A 17,783-nucleotide genomic window follows, 5' to 3' on the forward strand; every position below is an offset into this window, starting at 1 on the left:
TCACCCATGAAGACGAAGTCCCTGCGGAAGGGCGCATTCGCCCTGACCGCCGCTGCCACCCTGCTGCCCGCTACCGCCTCGCTCGCCCAGGAGGGTCCCAGGCTCCAGATTGGCGGTACCACCTACACCAAGTGGCTGTACGGCAACTCGCGCTCCCAGGGCGCGATGTTCAACTTCACCACCATCCCGGGTGAGGGCGCGGGCGAGAACGGTATCGGCACCGAGCTCGAGCTGCTGCTCAACGCGCGGCTGTCCAGCGCCGTCGAGGTGCGTGGCCGCATCCACAGCCGCTTCAGCCAGAACTTCTGGTCGAACTTCGGTGGTTTCGGCAAGGTCACCAACGACTGTGTCGCTGGCAACTGCGGCGAGTTCGATCCGCGCTCCAATCAGTACATCAAGCTGCGTGGCGTCGCCGTCACCCTGACGCCGGGCTACCTCATCGACGCGGCCACCATTGGCGCCAATGACTTCGGTCAGTTCGATCCGTTCGTCGTCGGCCGCGTCCGCTACATCGACCGCGACAACGCCTCCGGCGTGCTCGTCCAGGGCTCGGCGTTCGATCGCAAGCTGACGTACGACGTGGCCGGCATCTCGCTTCCCCGCCTCTGGGCCGGCCCCAACTACAGCACGGGCGCGTTCCACACCACGGACGCCTCCTACGTCTTCCAGGGCAAGTACACCCTCAATGACATGTTCGACGTCGGCGGCATCTTCCAGTACGCCATCGACAACGAGCTCAACGCCGGGGACCTCAACCCGGACAACGGCAGGGATCTCTACCCGCGCTTCCGCAACGGCGTGGGCGGTGTGAAGGCCGGCTTCCACCTGGGCTCCGTGCTGGACGTGCGCGGCGCCTTCTACCGCTCGTACATGCACGCGGAGTCGAGCAACCGCTTCGGGACCAGCCCGGACAACAACCCCGCCTTCGTGCACAGCAGCTTCGGCCTCAACGGCTACTCGCCCACCATGGCGGGCAAGCACGAGGACAACACCTGGCGGGTGGACGCCACGCTGAACGATCCGCTGGAGATCGGCCTGTCGCTCAACGTGCAGGCGTTCAGCATCGGCGCGGACTACATGGCCATCATGGCCTCCCGCCGCGAGTCGGACGTGCTGCTCACCGAGGGCCACGACGCCACCTTCGCCTTCCCTGGCCCCAACAACGCCAAGTACGGCGTCTTCGCGGGCAACCCCTCCGTCATCGGCTACGGCGGTTGGACGAGCGAGGCCCAGCAGTTGGCCACCATCAACGTGGACAACGAGTTCACCGACTTCGACGAGCCCATGGCCGAGACGGCCATCGGCTGGAAGGGCGTGACGTTCAACCCGGTGTACAGCAACGGCGCGCTGGATATCGCCGGTGAGTACTCCTACATCACCTACAACCAGAACTGGCAGGCCTGGGGGAACGACTCCCGCGCCCTGGACAACACCCAGTACCCGGGCGCCGAGCTGGACTCGGGCGTGCTGCACAACTTCCGCAGCGCCTATCAGCCCTTCCAGGAGAAGCAGACGCACATCCTGGTGGCCAAGGCCCGCTACGTGCTCGACCTGGGCCGCGGCATCGACGTGTTCGGCAAGGTGAAGTACATCCACGACAACGACAAGCGCCTGAACGACAGCAAGTACCTGCCCTACCAGGACGGGGACTGCCCGGGCGGCGGCGTGGCCTGCGCCGGCAACAAGCGCTTCTACGGCACGGACGCCAACGGCAACCCGCTCTCCACCGCGGATACCCTCTACCGGAACCCGGGAACCATCACCCAGGATGGCGTGACGGGCTACCAGTGGAAGCCCTTCGACGACATCTCCGATGACGATCGCGTGCTGAACTACACCAGCTTCAACCTCGGCGCCGGCTACCAGCTGACGGACGACCTGTACGCGTCGCTGAGCTACACCAAGTTCCTGGCGGACCTGCAGGACGGCAACACGGCCTTCCAGTCCTACAACCTGCACCAGATGGTGTCGGGCAAGCACGACAAGAACCTGGTGTCCCTGAAGGCCAAGTACATCCTGGCCGGTGTGGAGTTCGGTCTCGAGGGCCAGTACCTCTTCGGCACCTTCACGCCGGACTACGGCACGGGCTTCGTGCCCACGACGGCCGACGAGGCGACCGCCCGGGACTTTGGCGTCGAGGTGGGCTCGCTGGGCTTCCGTAACCGCAACAACGGGTGGAACCCGCTGGTGACGCGCAACTTCGAGCAGGTGCGTCTCAAGGCGTTCATGAAGGCGCAGTTCTAACCGTTTCCAAGGCAGTCCGAGGGGGGCCCGGTGCGCGGTGACGCCCGCCGGGCCCCTCGCTTTTTTCCCGCTCCGAGGTCCCCGCGTATGGTGCCGCTCCGCCGTCTCTTCCTGCTCCTGTTGCTGGCCACGTGTGCCAGCGCCTGCCGTGGCACGCGTGGTGACACGCGGCTCTTCTCCCTGGAGGACCCGCGTGGGGATGACCATGGGGATGGGGAGCTGCGCTACCCGCTGCGCCAGGACATGGGACCGGGCTCCATGGATGTGCTGTCCTTCCGCGCGTACGCGGAGAGCGGAGGCACCCGCTTCGAGGCGGCCTTCGCCCGTCCCATTCCCGTGCCCGCGCGGCGGACGATGGACGCGGCGGGGACCACGCTGGCGGACATGGCCCGCTTCGGCTTCTACACCTTCAACCTGGACGTCTACGTGGACGAGGACGGACAGGAGGGCTCGGGCCGGACGGACACGCTCCCCGGCCGCTACCTCACGCTCGCGCCGGGCAGTGCGTGGGAGAAGGTCATCCTCCTCACCCCGCGTCCCTACGAGGCGCGTGACGTGCTGCGCGCGCTGTGGCGGCAGGAGGCCCTGGCGGAGTTGCAGCGGCAGCAGGGCGAGGTGAGTGAGTCGACGGCGCGGGCGCTGGAGACGCAGGTGGAGCAGCGCATCGAGCGGAGCGTCTTCTTTCCCACCCGGGTGCGCGTCTCGGGCCCCACGGTGTCCTTCTTCGTCCCGGAGTCCTTCCTCGGTGGCCAGGCGCGGCCCACGTGGGGCTACGCGGTGGCGGTCACCGGGGCCACGTTGGAGCGCCGGGTGGAGCTGCCCGCCATCCTGGGCGCGGTGACGGCTCCGGCCCAGCGGGGGTTGATGGTGCTCGGCATCGGTCCGGGCACCTCGCACGAGCGTTTTGGCGGGGGGCGCCTGGGCGGCACGAACCAGTCGCCGGTGGTGGACCTGCTGGTGCCCGAGGGCGTGCGACAGCAGGAGGTGCTCGGGCTCCAGGCGCGCCCCTGGCCAGCGGTGGTGCCGGCCTCGCCCGGCCTACCGCAGGCGCCAGATGCCGGTGGAACGGCCGGGCAGGGTGACGCTCCAGCCCCCTCCGTTCCGCAGCGGTGAGCCCACGGACGGGTCCGCGAAGAGCACCTCGGAGGAGTCGCCCTCCAGCTCGAAGGGGCCCGCCGTCAGCGCGACATCCGCGAGGTTGTGCACCACGAGCACCCGCTCGTCTCCCACCGTGCGCAGGAAGGCGAGCGTGGGGGCGCGGCCCTGGGTGGGCGTGAGCAGCTTGAGGCCACCGCGCTCCAGGGCGGGTGAGGCGTGGCGGGCGCGGATGAGCTCGCGGTAGCGCGAGAGGAGCGAGCCCGGGGTGTTCACCTGCGCGGCCACATGGGTGTGCTCGGCGCCCGGGGAGAAGGAGAACCAGGGCGTGCCGGTGGTGAAGCCGGCGCCCGCGCTGGCGTCCCAGGCCATGGGGGTGCGCTTGGCCTCGTCGTTGGGGGTGGTGCCGTTGGCCATGCCCAGCTCCTCGCCGTAGTAGAGGAAGGGCGAGCCGGGCAGGGTGAGCAGCAGCGAGGCGGCGGTGGCCAGGCTCCCGGCCTTGCCGCCCAGCTGCGTGGCCACGCGCACCTGGTCATGGTTGGTGAGGAAGGGCGCGTCCGCCACGCCCGCGGGGTAGTGGCTGCGCATCTCCGCCAGCTTCACGGTGACGTCCGCCGCGTCCCCCGTCCGGGCCGCCTCGAGCAGCTCCTCGGCCAGGGGGAAGTTGAAGTTGAGCGGCAGCTCGTCCCCGCCGGGCACCCGGGCCGTGGAGCCGTAGTAGGTGGCGATGAGGGGGGTGGTGGTCCAGTTCTCCCCCACCAGCACCGCGTCCGGCTTCACGCTGCGCACGTGGGCGGCCAGCTCCTTCCAGAAGGCGTGCGTCTCCGGCGTGTCGGCCTGGCCCGACAGTCCACCGCCGGTTTCGATGAGGTAGCGCGCCGCGTCCAGCCGGAAGCCATCCGCGCCCTTGCCCAGCCAGAAGGAGGCGATGCGTTTGACCTCCTCGCGCACCGCGGGCGTCTTCAGGTTGAGGTCCGGCATGCCGCCCCAGAAGACGCCGTAGTAGTACGCGCCGTTGCGCTCGTGCCAGGTGGCGCCCTTGGAGAAGAGATCCCACGGCTGCCTCCAGCCCGGGTCCGTGTCGCTCCACTGGTACCAGTCCCGCTTCGCCGAGGTGCGCGAGGACGCGGACTCCACGAACCACGGGTGCTGCGAGCTGCTGTGGTTGAGGACCAGGTCCAGGATGACGCGCATGCCGCGGCGGTGGGCCTCGGCGCACAGCCGCTCGAAGTCCTCCACGGTGCCGTAGTCCGGGTGGATGCGCTCGTAGTCCACCACGTCGTAGCCGTGGTAGCTGGGCGAGTCGAACACCGGCATCAGCCACAGCGCGTCCACGCCCAGGTCCGTGGTGGTGCCCGGGTCCCCGTCGTTGAGGTAGTCCAGGCGGGAGATGAGGCCGGGCAGATCGCCTTTGCCGTCGCCGTTGGAGTCCTGGAAGCTGCGCACGAAGATTTCGTAGAAGACGGCGTGCCGGTACCACTCGTCGCCCGCGGGCGCGGCGAGCTCCACGGGAGGCCGCGCCTGCGGGGTGCCGGTGGAGGGCGGTTGCGGGGCACAGGCCAGCACTGTCAAGGCGGGGAGGAAGCGGAGGGGGCGCGGGAGCGGCATGGCGCCCTGGTTTAGCAGCGCCCCGGTGATCCCGGCCAGCCGCCGCGGGTGAAGGGGCCAGGGCTCTGCTAGGCTTCTCCCACTTCCTCAAGACCCGATGGTGCGGACTGGCTCGCCCCCCGAAAGGGCCGGCCCGTGCCTCCAGGAAAGGTGTGCTGATGCGATTCGCTGTCATTTCCCGGCTCCCGGTATGGGTCCGGCCCCTGTCCCTCGGCCTGCTCGGCCTGCTGTCGTCGAGCACGGTGGCCTCGGCCGCCGAGCCCTCGCGCGTCACGCTCGTGGGCAGCTTCCAGTCCGAGCTCGGCTGCAGCGCCGATGGCGATGCGGCGTGCGCCGCGACGGACCTGACGTACGAGGCCGAGGACGACGTCTTCCAGAAGTCCTTCAACCTGCCCGCGGGCACCCACACCTACCGCGTGGCCATCGACGGCGGCACGGGCGGCATCTACGGCGCGGGCGCCGCGCTCGACGGGCCGGAGATCTCCCTGACGCTCGCCTCGGCGGGCAGCGTGAAGTTCTACTTCGACACGAAGAGCCACTGGGCGACGAGCCGTCCGTCCAGCACGCCCAAGGCCGTCATCGCCACCGTCGCGGGCAGCTTCCAGAGTGAGGTGGGATGTCCTGGTGACTGGGCGCCGTCGTGCCTGCGCTCGATGATGCAGGACCCGGATGGGGATGGCATCTACGTCTACTCCGCGACGATCCCCGCGGGCGGGTATGCGTTCAAGGTGGCCCTCAACGAGGGCTGGGACACCGCCTACCCGGGCAGCGACGTCGCCTTCAGCGTGCCGGAGGGGGGCTCCCTGGTGACCTTCCAGTTCAACGCGGACACCCTCGTTCCGACAGTCAAGGTGCACAGCGCGCCCTCGGGTGACATCAACCTGGCCCGCGCGCACTGGGTGACGAAGGACACGCTGCTGTGGGCGCCGTCGGAGCTCCCCGAGTCCCCGCGGCTCGAGCTGCACTACGACGCCACGGGCGCCATGGTGTTGAGCTCCACGGGCATCGAGGGTGGGCAGTCCATCTCCCTCGAGGTGGACCCCGCCGGCCCGAGCGCCGAGCTCAAGGCGAAGTTCCCGCACCTCGCCACGCACAAGGCGCTGAGGATTCCCGCGGCGGAGCTGTCGAAGGTGCCCGAGCTGCTCCAGGGCCAGCTGGCCCTCTCGCTGGCGGACAAGGACGGCAAGCTGGTGGACGCCACCTCGGTGCAGATGCCGGGCGTGCTGGACGCGCTGTACACCTACAACGGGCCGCTGGGCAGCACGTGGAGCGGCGGTGTGCCCACCCTGCGCCTCTGGGCCCCCACCGCGCGCTCCGTGCGGCTGCACGTGTTCGACTCCGCGGACGCGGCCACCGCCAGCCACGTGGCGGACCTGTCGCATGACGCCAACACGGGCGTCTGGAGCGTCACCGGCGCGGCGGACTGGAAGGACAAGTTCTACCTCTACGAGGTGGAGGTGTTCGTCCGCTCCGAGAAGAAGGTGGTGAAGAACCTGGTGACGGATCCGTACTCGCTGAGCCTGGCGCTCAACAGCACGCGCAGCCAGCTCGTGGACCTGGAGGACCCGGCGCTCGCGCCCACGGGCTGGGGCACGCTGAAGAAGCCCCTCCTGAACGCGCCCGAGGACATCGTCCTCTACGAGCTGCACGTGCGGGACTTCAGCATCAACGACAGCACCGTGCCCGCGGAGAAGCGCGGCACCTTCGCCGCCTTCGCCGAGAAGAGCTCCAACGGCATGAAGCACCTGGCGCGGCTGGCCGGCTCCGGCATGACGCACGTGCACCTGCTGCCCGTGTTCGACATCGCCACCATCAACGAGAGCCGCGCGGATCAGCTCGTGCCCGCGGGGGACCTCGTCTCCCTGCCTCCGGACTCCCAGGAGCAGCAGGCCGCGGTGGACGCGGTGCGCGACGCGGACGGCTTCAACTGGGGTTATGACCCGTACCACTACACCGTGCCCGAGGGCAGCTACGCGGTGGACCCCAACGGCGGCGCCCGCATCCTCGAGTTCCGCCAGATGGTGAAGGGCCTCTCCGAGACCGGCCTGCGCGTGGTGATGGACGTGGTCTACAACCACACCAACTCCTCGGGCCAGGACTCGCGCTCGGTGCTGGACCGCATCGTCCCCGGCTACTACCACCGCCTCGGCAAGGACACCGGCAACGTCGAGACGAGCACCTGCTGCCAGAACACGGCCTCCGAGCACGCCATGTTCGAGAAGCTCATGGTGGACTCGATCGTCACCTGGGCGAAGTACTACAAGGTGGATGGCTTCCGCTTCGACCTGATGGGCCACCACATGAAGTCCAACATGGTGAAGGTGCGCGAGGCCCTCGACGCGCTCACCCTGGAGAAGGACGGGGTGGATGGCTCGAAGATCTACCTGTACGGCGAGGGCTGGGACTTCGGCGAGGTGTCCGGTGGCCAGCGCGGCGTGAACGCGACGCAGCTGAACATGGCGGGCACGGGCATCGGCACGTTCAGCGACCGCCTGCGTGACGCCGTGCGCGGCGGTGGCCCCTTCAGCGGCCTGCAGAACCAGGGTTTCGCCAGCGGCCTCTTCCACGACCCCAACGGTACGCCCCAGGACACCGAGGACACGCGCGGCAAGCTGCTGCACTACGCGGACCAGATTCGCGTGGGCCTGGCCGGCAACCTGCGTGACTTCCAGCACGTCAACAAGGCGGGCGCGACCGTGAAGGGCTCGGAGGTGGACTACAACGGGCAGCCGGCCGGCTACACGATGGACCCGCAGGAGGTCATCACCTACGTCTCGGCGCACGACAACGAGACGCTGTTCGACGCCATCCAGCTGAAGGCCGCTCCGGGGGCGAGCATCGAGGAGCGCGTGCGCATGCACAACCTCGCGCTGGACCTGGTGCTGCTGGCCCAGGGCATTCCCTTCATCCACGCGGGTGACGAGATGCTCCGCTCCAAGTCGCTGGACCGCAACAGCTACAACTCGGGCGACTGGTTCAACAAGCTCGACTTCACCTACGCGTCCAACAACTGGGGAGTGGGCCTGCCGCCGGCCGGCGACAACTCGACTCACTGGCCCACCATGGGCCCGCTGCTCGCCAACCCGGCGCTCAAGCCGTCCCAGGAGCACATCGTCTCGGCGTTGGACCACTTCCACGAGATGCTGCGCATCCGCAAGAGCACCGCGGCCTTCCGCCAGCGCACCGCCGAGGACATCCAGTCCAAGCTGCGCTTCCACAACGAGGGCCCGGGCCAGGTCCCCGGCCTCATCGTGATGGAGCTCAACGACGAGCAGGCCGAGGATGGCCGCACCCGCGTGGTGGTGCTCTTCAACGCCAGCAACGAGAAGCAGGCGTTCCCCCTGTCCTCGTACAAGGACAAGAAGATGCAGCTGCACCCGGTGCAGAAGGGCTCGCGTGACGCGCGCCTCCAGGAGGCCGGTTTCGAGGAGGCCCAGGGCGTGTTCACCGTGCCGGCCCGGACCACGGCGGTGTTCGTGAACACCCCGAGCAAGGGTGACACGCAGGGCTGCGGCTGCTCGGGCTCGAGCGGCGGTGCCTTCGCCACCCTGGCGATGCTGCTCGGCGGGGTGCTGCGGTCGCGGCGCCGCCAGGCCCGGGCGTAGGCCGTAGGAGTACCCCAGGGACACAGGGGCCTGGCTCGCTCGAGCCGGGCCCCCGTGGCCTGGTTCCGTGCGCTCGTGATTCCACCGCCGCGCACAGTGGGGTAGAGGGGCGGGCATGGATGAGAAGACGCTTACCCGACTGCTCGAGCAGGTGAAGGGCGGCAAGGTCTCGGTGGATGACGCCGTGGGCCAGCTCAAGGACCTCCCGTTCGCCGAGCTCGGCTATGCCACCGTGGACACCCACCGAAGCCTGCGCTTCGGCTTTCCCGAGGTGGTGCTCGGCGAGCCGAAGACGGCGGAGCAGGTGCTGGGGATTGTCGGCAAGTTGGTGGAGCGCAAGCAGACGGTGCTGGTGACGCGGCTGCAGCCGGACAAGGCCGAGGCGCTCGTGGCCGCCTTCCCCAAGGGCGAGTACCACCCGTTGGCGCGCATCTTCCACCTGAAGCAGGGCAAGCAGAAGGCGGGGAAGGTGGCGGTGATGACGGCGGGGACGGGCGACCTTCCCGTGGCGGAGGAAGCGGCCATCACCGCGGAGGCCATGGGGGCCACGGTGAAGCGCGTATACGACGTGGGGGTGGCGGGCCTCCACCGGCTGCTGCGGCGGCGCGAGGAGATTCAGGACGCGCACGCGGTGGTGGTGGTGGCGGGCATGGAAGGGGCGTTGGCGAGTGTGGTGGGCGGGCTGGTGGGCATTCCGGTGGTGGCGGTGCCCACTTCGGTGGGCTACGGGGCCAACTTCGGGGGCGTGTCCGCGCTGCTGACGATGGTGAACTCGTGCGCCTCCAACGTGGCGACGATGAACATCGACAACGGCTTCGGAGGCGGCTTCTACGCGGCGCTCATCTCGCGCACCAAGGGCCAGCGCTGAGCCAACAAACCTGAGCGAATATCCCCTCTCCCCCCGGGAGAGGGACGGGGTGAGGGTATCCGGGCCCCGTGGGAGAACCAACCGTGCGCAAGATTCTCTACCTGGAGCCAGTGGGCGGCATCGCGGGGGACATGTTCCTGGCGGCGGGGGTGGACCTCGGCGTGACGCCGGAGGCCATTGCCCGGGCGCTGAGCGGGCTGAAGGTGCCGGGCTGGAGGCTGGCGGTGAGCCGGGCGGTGCGGCATGCCATCAGCGGCACGCACCTGGACGTGGTGCTGGACGAGCGCGAGGCGCACCCACACCGGGCGTACGCGGACATCCGCCAGCTCATCGAGGCGGCGGACACGCTGTCACCGCGGGCGAAGGAGCGGGCGCTGGCGGTGTTCCGGGCCATTGGCGAGGCCGAGGCGAAGGTGCACGGGGTGTCCATCGACGCCATCCACTTCCACGAGGTGGGGGCGGTGGACTCCATCGTGGACATCTGCGGGGCGGCGGTGGTGTTGGATCTGCTGGGAGACCCGGAGGTGTACGCGGCGCCGCCGCCGCTGGGGAGCGGAACCATCCGGGTGGCGCACGGGAACATGCCCATTCCGGTGCCGGCGACGCTGGAGTTGCTCCGGGACGTGCCGGTGCGCTTCGAGGGCGTGGGCGAGCTGACGACGCCGACGGGGGCGGCGCTGCTGAAGGTGCTGGCGCGCATCGGCCAGCCGCCGCCGGACTTCATCGTGGAGCGCATCGGCTACGGGGTGGGGACGAAGGACTTCAAGGACAGGCCCAACGTGCTGCGCGCGGCCATGGGCCGGGCGGAGGCACGGGCCGAGGGCCTCTGGGTGGTGGAGGCCAACCTGGACGACAGCACACCGCAGCTGCTCGGGTACCTGCTGGAGTACGTGCTCGGGAAGGGCGCGCTGGACGCCTGGGTGGTGCCGGCGACGATGAAGAAGGCGAGGCCGGGGCACGTGCTGAGCGTGCTGGTGGAAGGGGGCAAGAAGGAGACGGTGGTGGACACGCTGATGCGCGAGTCCACCACGCTCGGGGTGCGCTCCTACGCGGTGGAGCGCACGGCGCTGGAGCGCGACTGGGTGGAGGTGGAGACGCCGTGGGGCAAGGTGCGGGTGAAGCGCGGCCTGCGCAACGGCGTGGTGCTCAACGCCCACCCCGAGTTCGAGGACTGCCGCAAGGTGGCCGAGGCCGCCGGAGTGCCGCTCAAGCAGGTGATGGCGGCGGCACTGGCGGCGCTCGGCTCAGGGCGGTGAGGCGGTTGAACCTCCAGCCCTCCCTCCATGCGTGATTACGGCCGGGTGGTGTACAGCTTGTAGACGTTCCAGAGGAAGCTCAGCAATGCGGAGCCGCCGCCGAGTCCCCAGTGAATGAGCAGCTTCTTCGTCACGGGATCCATTGAGGTACCTCCTTTCTGAAGGAGAGCGGGTGGGCGCGGAACTGTTGAGGCCGCCCCTCATGTGATTCGCTACCGAGCTCTTCTTCAGATGTAGGGGGTTACTCTCAACCTTTTGAAATCATGGTGGTTTTGGGCCGCGGTGGTTGTTCGTCTTCGTGAGACCAGAGAGGTTGTGACGAGCTCCGGGGGGCGCCATGAACCGCCTCGGGAGCTTCGTGTCGGACCTCCTGCATAGGTTCCGCTCGCTGGCGGTGCGTGGTGCATCGCTGATCGAAAGGATGGAACTGCATGGCGGAATCGTGGGCTCACCGTCAGACGAAGTGGCGCTCGGCAGGGCCTGGGGGCCAGGTCGAGGTTCGCCTCCCCAGCGGAAGCCGTCTGGACGCGCTCTCTCGAGATGGCGTCTGGGCAACTGAAGTGGAAACCTCGGGCGACTTCGTGCGGTTGATGCGTGCCGCCGAGCGTCTTGCGGAAAGTGGCGCTCCGCAGAAGGTCCTCAAGGTTCCCCATCGGCACATGCGAATCGCCGCAGCCGCGCTGCAGCGGGTGGGCGTGTCCGCACGTGTCCGCAACATGCATGACTCCTGCGGTTTCGCGGTGCGGGTCCGCGGGTAGTCGCTTTCCGAGGAGGTGCCTCGCAGGTGTCAGGCACCTCCTCTCCGGTCCTTATGGAGAGGCGGGAGTTTGCAGCAGGGCTTGGACCTCTTTGTAGATCAGCCCCTTCTTCAACTTCCCGCCATTCACCGCCGCGCGGATACCCTCCCAGGTCCCCAGGGACTGCAGGAACGGAATGGCGTCCTCTCGCATGAAGCGGGCGATGAAGGACTCGCGCTGCTTCGTATCCATGGACTCATCTTCGAGATTCAGGGCATGCCCCAACGCTTCCGCATTGGAGGTAGGCAGGGACGTCGCGCGCACACGGATATGGCATTGGTGCTCCTTGGGAGCCTCGGCCTCTCCCAACTGCTTCACCCATGCCGCGAGGTTGATGTAGTACTGGGGCCCATAAAGCGACTTCTGCAGGTTGACCACCAGCAGGGAGTCCGGCGCATGTTTGTACCAACTCGTGCCACGCGCCTTGAAACCTGCTCCGCGCAGCTCGTGGGCCATCGCTGTCCGGACTGGAGAGGAGGCTGCCTTCATTTCTTCTCACCTGGTTCGTAGGTCTCGACCTGGCCTGTCCATTCCCCTCCTCGCCATTCTTTCAACTCGCGCCGATACGTCTCCACCTGCTTCTCGCCACGCTTGATGGCGCGAGGGTTGTTGGGCTTGAGCTCTTTGACGTCTTTCTTCTCGGCGTTCACGGCATCGGCACGACGACCGCTCGGCAGCCGCACTTCCTTTTCATACCCCTCTCCCGGCTGCCAGTCGGTATGCACCTGCCGCCCACGCTTCGTCGCCTCGGTCTCTCCCCCGGTCTTCCTGGCTGTTCGGGCAGAAGACTCATCGAGGGATTCGACGCTTTTCGTGGTGACGGGGGCCGCCGCCTTCTTCGCGGCTTTTGGCCTGCCAGCCCAGCGTATTCCAGTGGGAGCAGGGTCTGATTGCAGCGGTGGCAGAGCGCCGTGGGTCCATGGACCCTGCCCTCCAAGCATGACGGCACACAAGAGCAGGAGTGCCGTTGGCAGAAAACCTCGCTGAGCCCATCTCGAGTGCTTGGACTCAATGAGTTCCGAGCTGTGTGTGGGCCTGGGGAGGGGCGTTGTTCGTTTGTGCTCTGTTCTCATGGGGCGGGCATCGTACAGAGATGGAACGGCATTCGCTCTGGACGCTGGCGGCGCTCAGTTCGGCGCGGTGAGTCTGTCCAGCACCAGGCCGAGGAAGTCGCTCTCGCCATGGAAGGCCCAGCCCAGGTGCGTCTTGCATTCGGCGCACAGGGCGTACTGCCAGACGAAGCCGGGGAACCAGCTCGCCTCGGCGGTGGGCGGGCCGGCGACGAGACAACCCTCGGCCCGCGCGAAGCAACCGAAGTGGAAGACGAACCCGGATGGATTGACGCGGGTGTGTGTGGAGCGGCCGTTGACGGTGGTGCGGTCCCGCTCGCGGGTGATGACGTGGCCGCAGCGCGCGCAGCACAGCGGCGTCTCCGGTTCACGGGTCTCCGTCGTGTCCTCGGCCTGGCGGGCGGGCGTGGCCTCGGCGGGAGTGGCGGGGCTGTCCTTCTTGAGCCACCGTGCTCCGGGAGGCTGTCGTGGCCAGGGGAACGGATTCATGACGCGGTGAGTCTCCTCGACTGCTCTTGCCCATGCCCGGGGCGGGATGCAAGGCCGGGCCCGCGTGGTATGTCCGCCGTGAGTGGGAGGACGGTCGCCTGGCGCCCAACGAGCACGTACCGCTGGAGGTCTCCAGCGTCACCAAGGTGTACCCCGGCGGCGTCCAGGCGCTCGACCAGGTGAGCTTCCGGATTTCGCCCGGGGAGCGGGCGTGCCTGCTCGGCCCCAATGGCGCGGGGAAGACGACCCTCATCCGCCTGCTCACCGGCGCACTGCGGCCCTCGTCCGGCCGGGTGAGCCTCTTCGGGCTCGGCGTCGAGGACCCCGGCTTCCTCCAGGCCAAGCGGCGCGTGGGCATCGTCCCCCAGTCCCCGGGCATGTACCGGGACCTCACGGTGGATGACTTCCTCCAACTGGTGCGCGACCTGTACGGCAGCGGGAACATCCCCGAGGTGGTGGAGGCCTTTGGCCTGGCGCCCTTCCGCACGCGGCGGATGGCGGAGTTGTCCGGCGGCATGCAGCGCCGGTTGTCCATGGCCGCCGCGCTCGTCTCCTCGCCGGAGGTGCTGCTGCTGGACGAGCCCACCGTGGGGTTGGATCCGGTGGCCACGCGCGAGGTGCATACCTTCCTGCGCAAGGTGATGCCCGGCCGCACGGTGCTGTTGTGCACGCACAACCTGGCCGAGGCCGAGGCGCTCTGCGAGAGCGCGGTCATCCTCCGTCAGGGCAAGGTGCTGCTGCACGAGCGCATCGCCACGCTGCGCCAGCGCATCCAACCCGTGCTCGTGCTGCGCGCCACCCAGGGCCCCGAGCGGCTGGCCGAGGCACTCACGGGACAGGGCCTCGCGTTCACGCACGAGGCGGAGGCGGTGCTCGTGCATGTGGCGGACGCGGCGGCCCAGGCGCCCGGGTTGCTGCGCCACCTGCTCGGCGCGGGGCTGGACGTGTACGAGTGCCGCGTCGTGACGCCGAGCCTCGAGGACCTCTTCCTGGATGTGGTGGGGGCGAACGATGCTCGCGCGTGAGGTGCGCATCCTCTTCCGCAAGGAGTGGCGCCAGTTGGTGCGCAGCCGCGGCGCGATGCTCACGGCGCTGCTGTTGCCCATCATCCTGCTGGTCATCGTCCCGGGGCTGCAGATGCTCGGGATGAAGACGGGGGCCGCGAAGCCGGTGAACCTCCCTCCCGGTGTGACGCTGCCCCCGGGGATGCGGGAGCTCGTGGACGATCCCGTGGCGATGATGCGGGCCATGATGGTCCCCTTCATCGCGCTCGGCGGGCTCATCGTGCCCTCGGTGACGGCCAGCTACATCCTCATCACCGAGCGCGAGTCCCGCACGCTCGAGTTGCTCGTGGCGCTGCCCGTGCGCGTGGGGCAGATATTGCTCGCCAAGCTGCTGGCCCTGCTCGCGCTGGCCTCGCTCGTCACGCTGGTGCTCTTCTCCGTGGACGCCGTGCTCATCCTCGGGCTGGGCATCGGCTCGCCCGGTTACGTGCTGGCCCTGCTGGCGGTGCTGCTGACGTCGCTGACCTTCTCCACCACCAGCGCGCTGCTCGTCAGCCTGCTGGCGCGTGACTTCCGCACGGCCAACAACATCAACGGGCTGCTGATCGGCCCCACCATCCTCGTCTGCTTCGTCGTCACGCTGGTGGTGCCGGGCCCCTATCTCTCCTCGCTACTGCTCGCGGCGCTGTTCGCGGTAGGGTCTGGGGCCGCCACCTTCGTGGCCATGAAGGTGGTCACCTTCGAGCGCCTGCTGCGTTGAATCCCCCCTGGAAGCCCATGCTCCCCACCCTCATCACCGACCTGAACTTCGAGCCGTTGGATCTCGCGCTCACCGAGCCCTTCGCCATCGCGACCGGGGCGCCCACCATGGCGAGCAACGTGCTCATCCGGCTGACGCTGGCGGACGGCACGGTGGGCCTGGGCGAGTCCGCGCCCCTCACGGCGGTGTCGGGCGAGACGCAGGCGAGCACGCTCGAGGCGCTCCACTCCGTGCGTCAGGCGGTGCTCGGGAAGGACGCGCGCGGCTGGCGTCCGCTCGCGGCGCTGCTGGGCGAGGCCCTGCCGGGAGCACCCTCGGCGCGTTGTGGCCTGGAGCTGGCGCTGCTGGACGCGCTGGGCCGGCACCACCGGATGCCGCTGTTCGCCTTCTTCGGCGGGGCGGGCACGGGGCTGGACATCGACATGACGGTGACGGCGGGTGACGAGGCGCACGCGGCGTCCTCGGCCCGGGCGATCATCGCGAGGGGCATCCGCACCATCAAGGTGAAGGTGGGGGCGCTGTCGGCGGAGGAGGACGTGCGGCGCATGGTCATCATCCGCCGCGAGGCGCCCGGCGCGCGGCTGTTCGCGGACGCCAACGGGGGCTACACGGTGGCGCAGTCGCGGACCTTCCTCGCGGGGCTGGAGGCCGAGGGCGTGCCGCTGGCGCTCTTCGAGCAGCCGGTGCCGCGCGAGGACTGGGAGGGCATGGCGGAGCTGACGCGCTCGTCCCGGGTGCCCATCTGCGCGGACGAGTCGGCGCGCTCGGCCAAGGACGTGCTGCGCCTGGCGCGCGAGGGGGGGGCGCACGGCATCAACCTCAAGTTGATGAAGAGTGGCGTGGTGGAGTCGCTGGCCATGTGGAACCTGGCGCGTGCCTCGGGCATGGAGCTGATGATGGGGGGCATGGTGGAGAGCACCCTGGCCATGAGCAGCGCGGCGCACTTCGCCGCCGGGTTGGGCGGCTTCGACTACGCGGACCTGGACACGCACCTCTTCATCCGCGAGCACTCCTTCCGCGGTGGCCTGCGCATGCGGGACGGGCGGGTGGACATCGGCCACGTCCAGGCGGGCCACGGCGTGGACCTGGATTGAGCGCGCCGGGCTCCTGTGCCAGGGTGGCTCACACCGGCGGTGTGAGCCGGGCAGGGGGAGACGGCATGTTGGACGCACTCGTGGTGGGAGCCGGGCCCACGGGCCTGACGATGGCCTCGGAGCTGGTGCGGCATGGCCTGCGGTGCCGGGTGGTAGAGCAACTCGAGGCGCCCTCGGTGCTGTCGCGCGCGTTGGCGGTGCAGGCGCGCACGCTCGAGGTCTTCGATGACTTCGGCATCGCCGAGCAGGCGCTCGCGCGGGGGCGCAAGACCGAGGCCTTCAACGTGGTGGGCGCGGGAGGCGTGCACACGCGGGTGCCCATGCAGGCCTTCTCGTGGTTGGAGACGCGCTTCCCCTTCATCTTCATGTTGCCGCAGGACGCCACCGAGGCGCTGCTCGCCGAACACCTGGACACGTTGGGGGTGAAGGTGGAGCGGGGCCTGGCGTTGGAGGACTTCCGGCAGGACGCGGACGGCGTGGAGGCCACGCTGAAGCGGGCCGGTGGTGGAGTGGAGCGGGTGAAGGCGCGTTGGCTGTTGGGGTGCGATGGCGCGCGCAGCCGGGTGCGCAAGGGGGCGGGCATCCCCTTCGAGGGCGAGACGTATGACGACGCGTGCGTGCTGGCGGACGTGCGCGTGGAGTGGCCGCTGGGGCAGGGTGAGCTGGTCCTCATGCCGTCCATGCACGGTGTGGTGGGGGCCTTCCCCATGCCGGGGGAGTACCGCTACCGGCTGTTCTGCGTCATGCCGAGGGACATGCTTCCGGAGGGCGACGAGACGACGCCCCTCACGCTGGAGGAGATGCAGCGCATCCTGGAGCGCATGTCGAACGTGCCGGTGCGTGTGAGCGAGCCTCGCTGGATGACGCGCTACCGGCTGCACCGCCGGGGCGCGCCTCGCTACCGGCAGGGCCGGGTGTTCCTCGCGGGGGACGCGGCGCACATCCACAGTCCGGCGGGAGGGCAGGGGATGAACACGGGCATCCAGGATGCGTACAACCTCGCCTGGAAGCTGGCGCTCGTGAACAAGGGGCGTGCGCCGGAGTCGCTGCTCGACACCTACGAGCTGGAGCGCCATCCGGTGGGGCAGATGTTGTTGAGGGGGACGGATCGGCTCTTCGGCCTCATGGCACAGGGAGGGACCCCTTCCCGGTTGCTGCGGACGTACGTGGTGCCCCGGGTGGCGAAGAGACTGCTGGGGGGCTCCTACACCCAGCGGCTCATGGCGCGTTTCGTCTCGCAGCTCGCCATCCATTACAGGCGCAGCCCGCTGTCCACCGAGCGCATCTGGGGCGAGGAGGTGGGCGGTGTGCGGTTGGAGGAGGGCCCCGCGCCCGGGGAGCGCGTGCCGGAGCTGCCGGTGAAGGGGGAGGGGGTCGAGCGCCTGCACGAGGTACTGCGCGGCCCCCAGCACACGCTGCTGCTGTTCACCGGGCTGAAGCCCGAGGCGAAGGCGCGGAGCGGGCTGGTGGCGCTCGCGAGGCGGTTGGAGGAGGCGTATGGGCCGCTGCTGAGGGCGCGCGTGGTGGTGGCGGGGGAGGGAGAGCCGGGGCCCTTCGTGCTGGCCGATGGGGAGGGGGCGCTGCATCGACGTTTCGGGGCGGGGGCGGAGTGCTTCTACCTGGTCCGGCCGGACGGGTATGTGGGGCACCGGGAGAGGCCCATCGAGCCGAAGCGGCTGGAAGCGGAACTCGCCCGGCGGATGGGTCCACCCGGAGCGGGTGGAGAGAAGCGCGTCGCGAGCTGAGACACCCTCTCCCTCTGGGAGAGGGCTGGGGTGAGGGTCTTCCTGCCGCCAGGGGCACAAAAGTCCGGTGTTGCCGCCGATTCGGCGGGTTTCACTTGTCACCGGTGACAAGCGGAATGGACCTGATTGCATTCAGGTATGACACCGC

General features: G+C 69.1%; 13 protein-coding genes. 9 read left to right on the top strand and 4 right to left on the bottom strand.

Features of this window, described 5'->3' with window-relative positions; genetic code table 11:
• The first annotated feature begins 6 nt into the window (after nucleotides 1–6).
• Both Q664_RS47600 and Q664_RS47605 read left to right on the top strand, forming a co-directional pair.
• Nucleotides 7–2,244, top strand: a complete 2,238-nt coding sequence (locus tag Q664_RS47600) for a hypothetical protein (RefSeq protein WP_043412916.1) — start codon at nucleotides 7–9, stop codon at nucleotides 2,242–2,244.
• A gap of 87 nt (nucleotides 2,245–2,331) precedes the next feature.
• Nucleotides 2,332–3,357 carry a glucodextranase DOMON-like domain-containing protein gene (locus tag Q664_RS47605; protein ID WP_043412919.1) on the top strand — a complete coding sequence of 342 codons (1,026 nt, stop codon included), beginning with the start codon at nucleotides 2,332–2,334 and terminating at the stop codon, nucleotides 3,355–3,357.
• Here Q664_RS47605 and Q664_RS47610 read toward each other — a convergent pair.
• Nucleotides 3,283–4,947, bottom strand: coding sequence for an alpha-amylase family glycosyl hydrolase (locus Q664_RS47610; RefSeq protein WP_043412921.1), 1,665 nt, complete (start codon nucleotides 4,945–4,947; stop codon nucleotides 3,283–3,285). The genes Q664_RS47605 and Q664_RS47610 overlap by 75 nt on opposite strands.
• Nucleotides 4,948–5,105: 158 nt before the next feature.
• On the opposite strand from Q664_RS47610, the gene pulA reads away from it, so the two are divergent.
• The 3 genes from pulA (at nucleotide 5,106) to larC (ending at nucleotide 10,676) form a co-directional block, all read left to right on the top strand.
• On the top strand, nucleotides 5,106–8,552 hold the full coding sequence (gene pulA, locus Q664_RS47615) for a pullulanase-type alpha-1,6-glucosidase (protein ID WP_052519601.1): 3,447 nt from the start codon (nucleotides 5,106–5,108) through the stop codon (nucleotides 8,550–8,552).
• A 115-nt stretch (nucleotides 8,553–8,667) separates the two neighbouring features.
• Complete coding sequence (gene larB, locus Q664_RS47620; RefSeq protein WP_043412923.1) at nucleotides 8,668–9,420, top strand: nickel pincer cofactor biosynthesis protein LarB; 753 nt, start codon at nucleotides 8,668–8,670, stop codon at nucleotides 9,418–9,420.
• An 83-nt stretch (nucleotides 9,421–9,503) separates the two neighbouring features.
• Nucleotides 9,504–10,676, top strand: coding sequence for a nickel pincer cofactor biosynthesis protein LarC (larC, locus tag Q664_RS47625; RefSeq protein ID WP_043412926.1), 1,173 nt, complete (start codon nucleotides 9,504–9,506; stop codon nucleotides 10,674–10,676).
• An 809-nt stretch (nucleotides 10,677–11,485) separates the two neighbouring features.
• Here larC and Q664_RS53745 read toward each other — a convergent pair.
• Genes Q664_RS53745 through Q664_RS53750 form a run of 3 tightly spaced genes read right to left on the bottom strand, consistent with a single transcriptional unit; the run spans nucleotide 11,486 to nucleotide 13,032 of the window.
• Entirely contained in the window at nucleotides 11,486–11,929 is a 444-nt protein-coding gene (locus tag Q664_RS53745) for a DUF4304 domain-containing protein (RefSeq protein ID WP_052519602.1), read from the bottom strand.
• Nucleotides 11,930–11,958: 29 nt separating this feature from the next.
• Nucleotides 11,959–12,546, bottom strand: coding sequence for a hypothetical protein (locus tag Q664_RS62505; protein ID WP_084610951.1), 588 nt, complete (start codon nucleotides 12,544–12,546; stop codon nucleotides 11,959–11,961).
• Nucleotides 12,547–12,600: 54 nt separating this feature from the next.
• A complete protein-coding gene (locus Q664_RS53750) occupies nucleotides 12,601–13,032 on the bottom strand; it encodes a cereblon family protein (protein WP_052519603.1) in 432 nt (143 codons plus the stop codon).
• Nucleotides 13,033–13,064: 32 nt separating this feature from the next.
• Between Q664_RS53750 and Q664_RS53755 the strand changes: the two genes are divergently transcribed.
• From Q664_RS53755 to Q664_RS47655, 4 genes are all read left to right on the top strand, one after another.
• On the top strand, nucleotides 13,065–14,057 hold the full coding sequence (locus tag Q664_RS53755; protein ID WP_052519604.1) for an ABC transporter ATP-binding protein: 993 nt from the start codon (nucleotides 13,065–13,067) through the stop codon (nucleotides 14,055–14,057).
• Nucleotides 14,044–14,796, top strand: a complete 753-nt coding sequence (locus Q664_RS47645) for an ABC transporter permease (protein WP_043412929.1) — start codon at nucleotides 14,044–14,046, stop codon at nucleotides 14,794–14,796. Before Q664_RS53755 ends, Q664_RS47645 begins: the two co-directional genes overlap by 14 nt.
• 17 nt (nucleotides 14,797–14,813) lie before the next feature.
• The gene (locus tag Q664_RS47650) at nucleotides 14,814–15,890 is read left to right on the top strand and encodes a dipeptide epimerase (protein WP_043412931.1); all 1,077 of its coding nucleotides are present in this window, start codon (nucleotides 14,814–14,816) and stop codon (nucleotides 15,888–15,890) included.
• A 65-nt stretch (nucleotides 15,891–15,955) separates the two neighbouring features.
• Entirely contained in the window at nucleotides 15,956–17,635 is a 1,680-nt protein-coding gene (locus Q664_RS47655) for an FAD-dependent monooxygenase (protein WP_043412933.1), read from the top strand.
• The last annotated feature ends 148 nt before the right edge of the window (nucleotides 17,636–17,783 follow it).

Origin of the sequence: Archangium violaceum Cb vi76 (genome assembly GCF_000733295.1) — a bacterium.
GTDB lineage: Bacteria > Myxococcota > Myxococcia > Myxococcales > Myxococcaceae > Archangium > Archangium violaceum.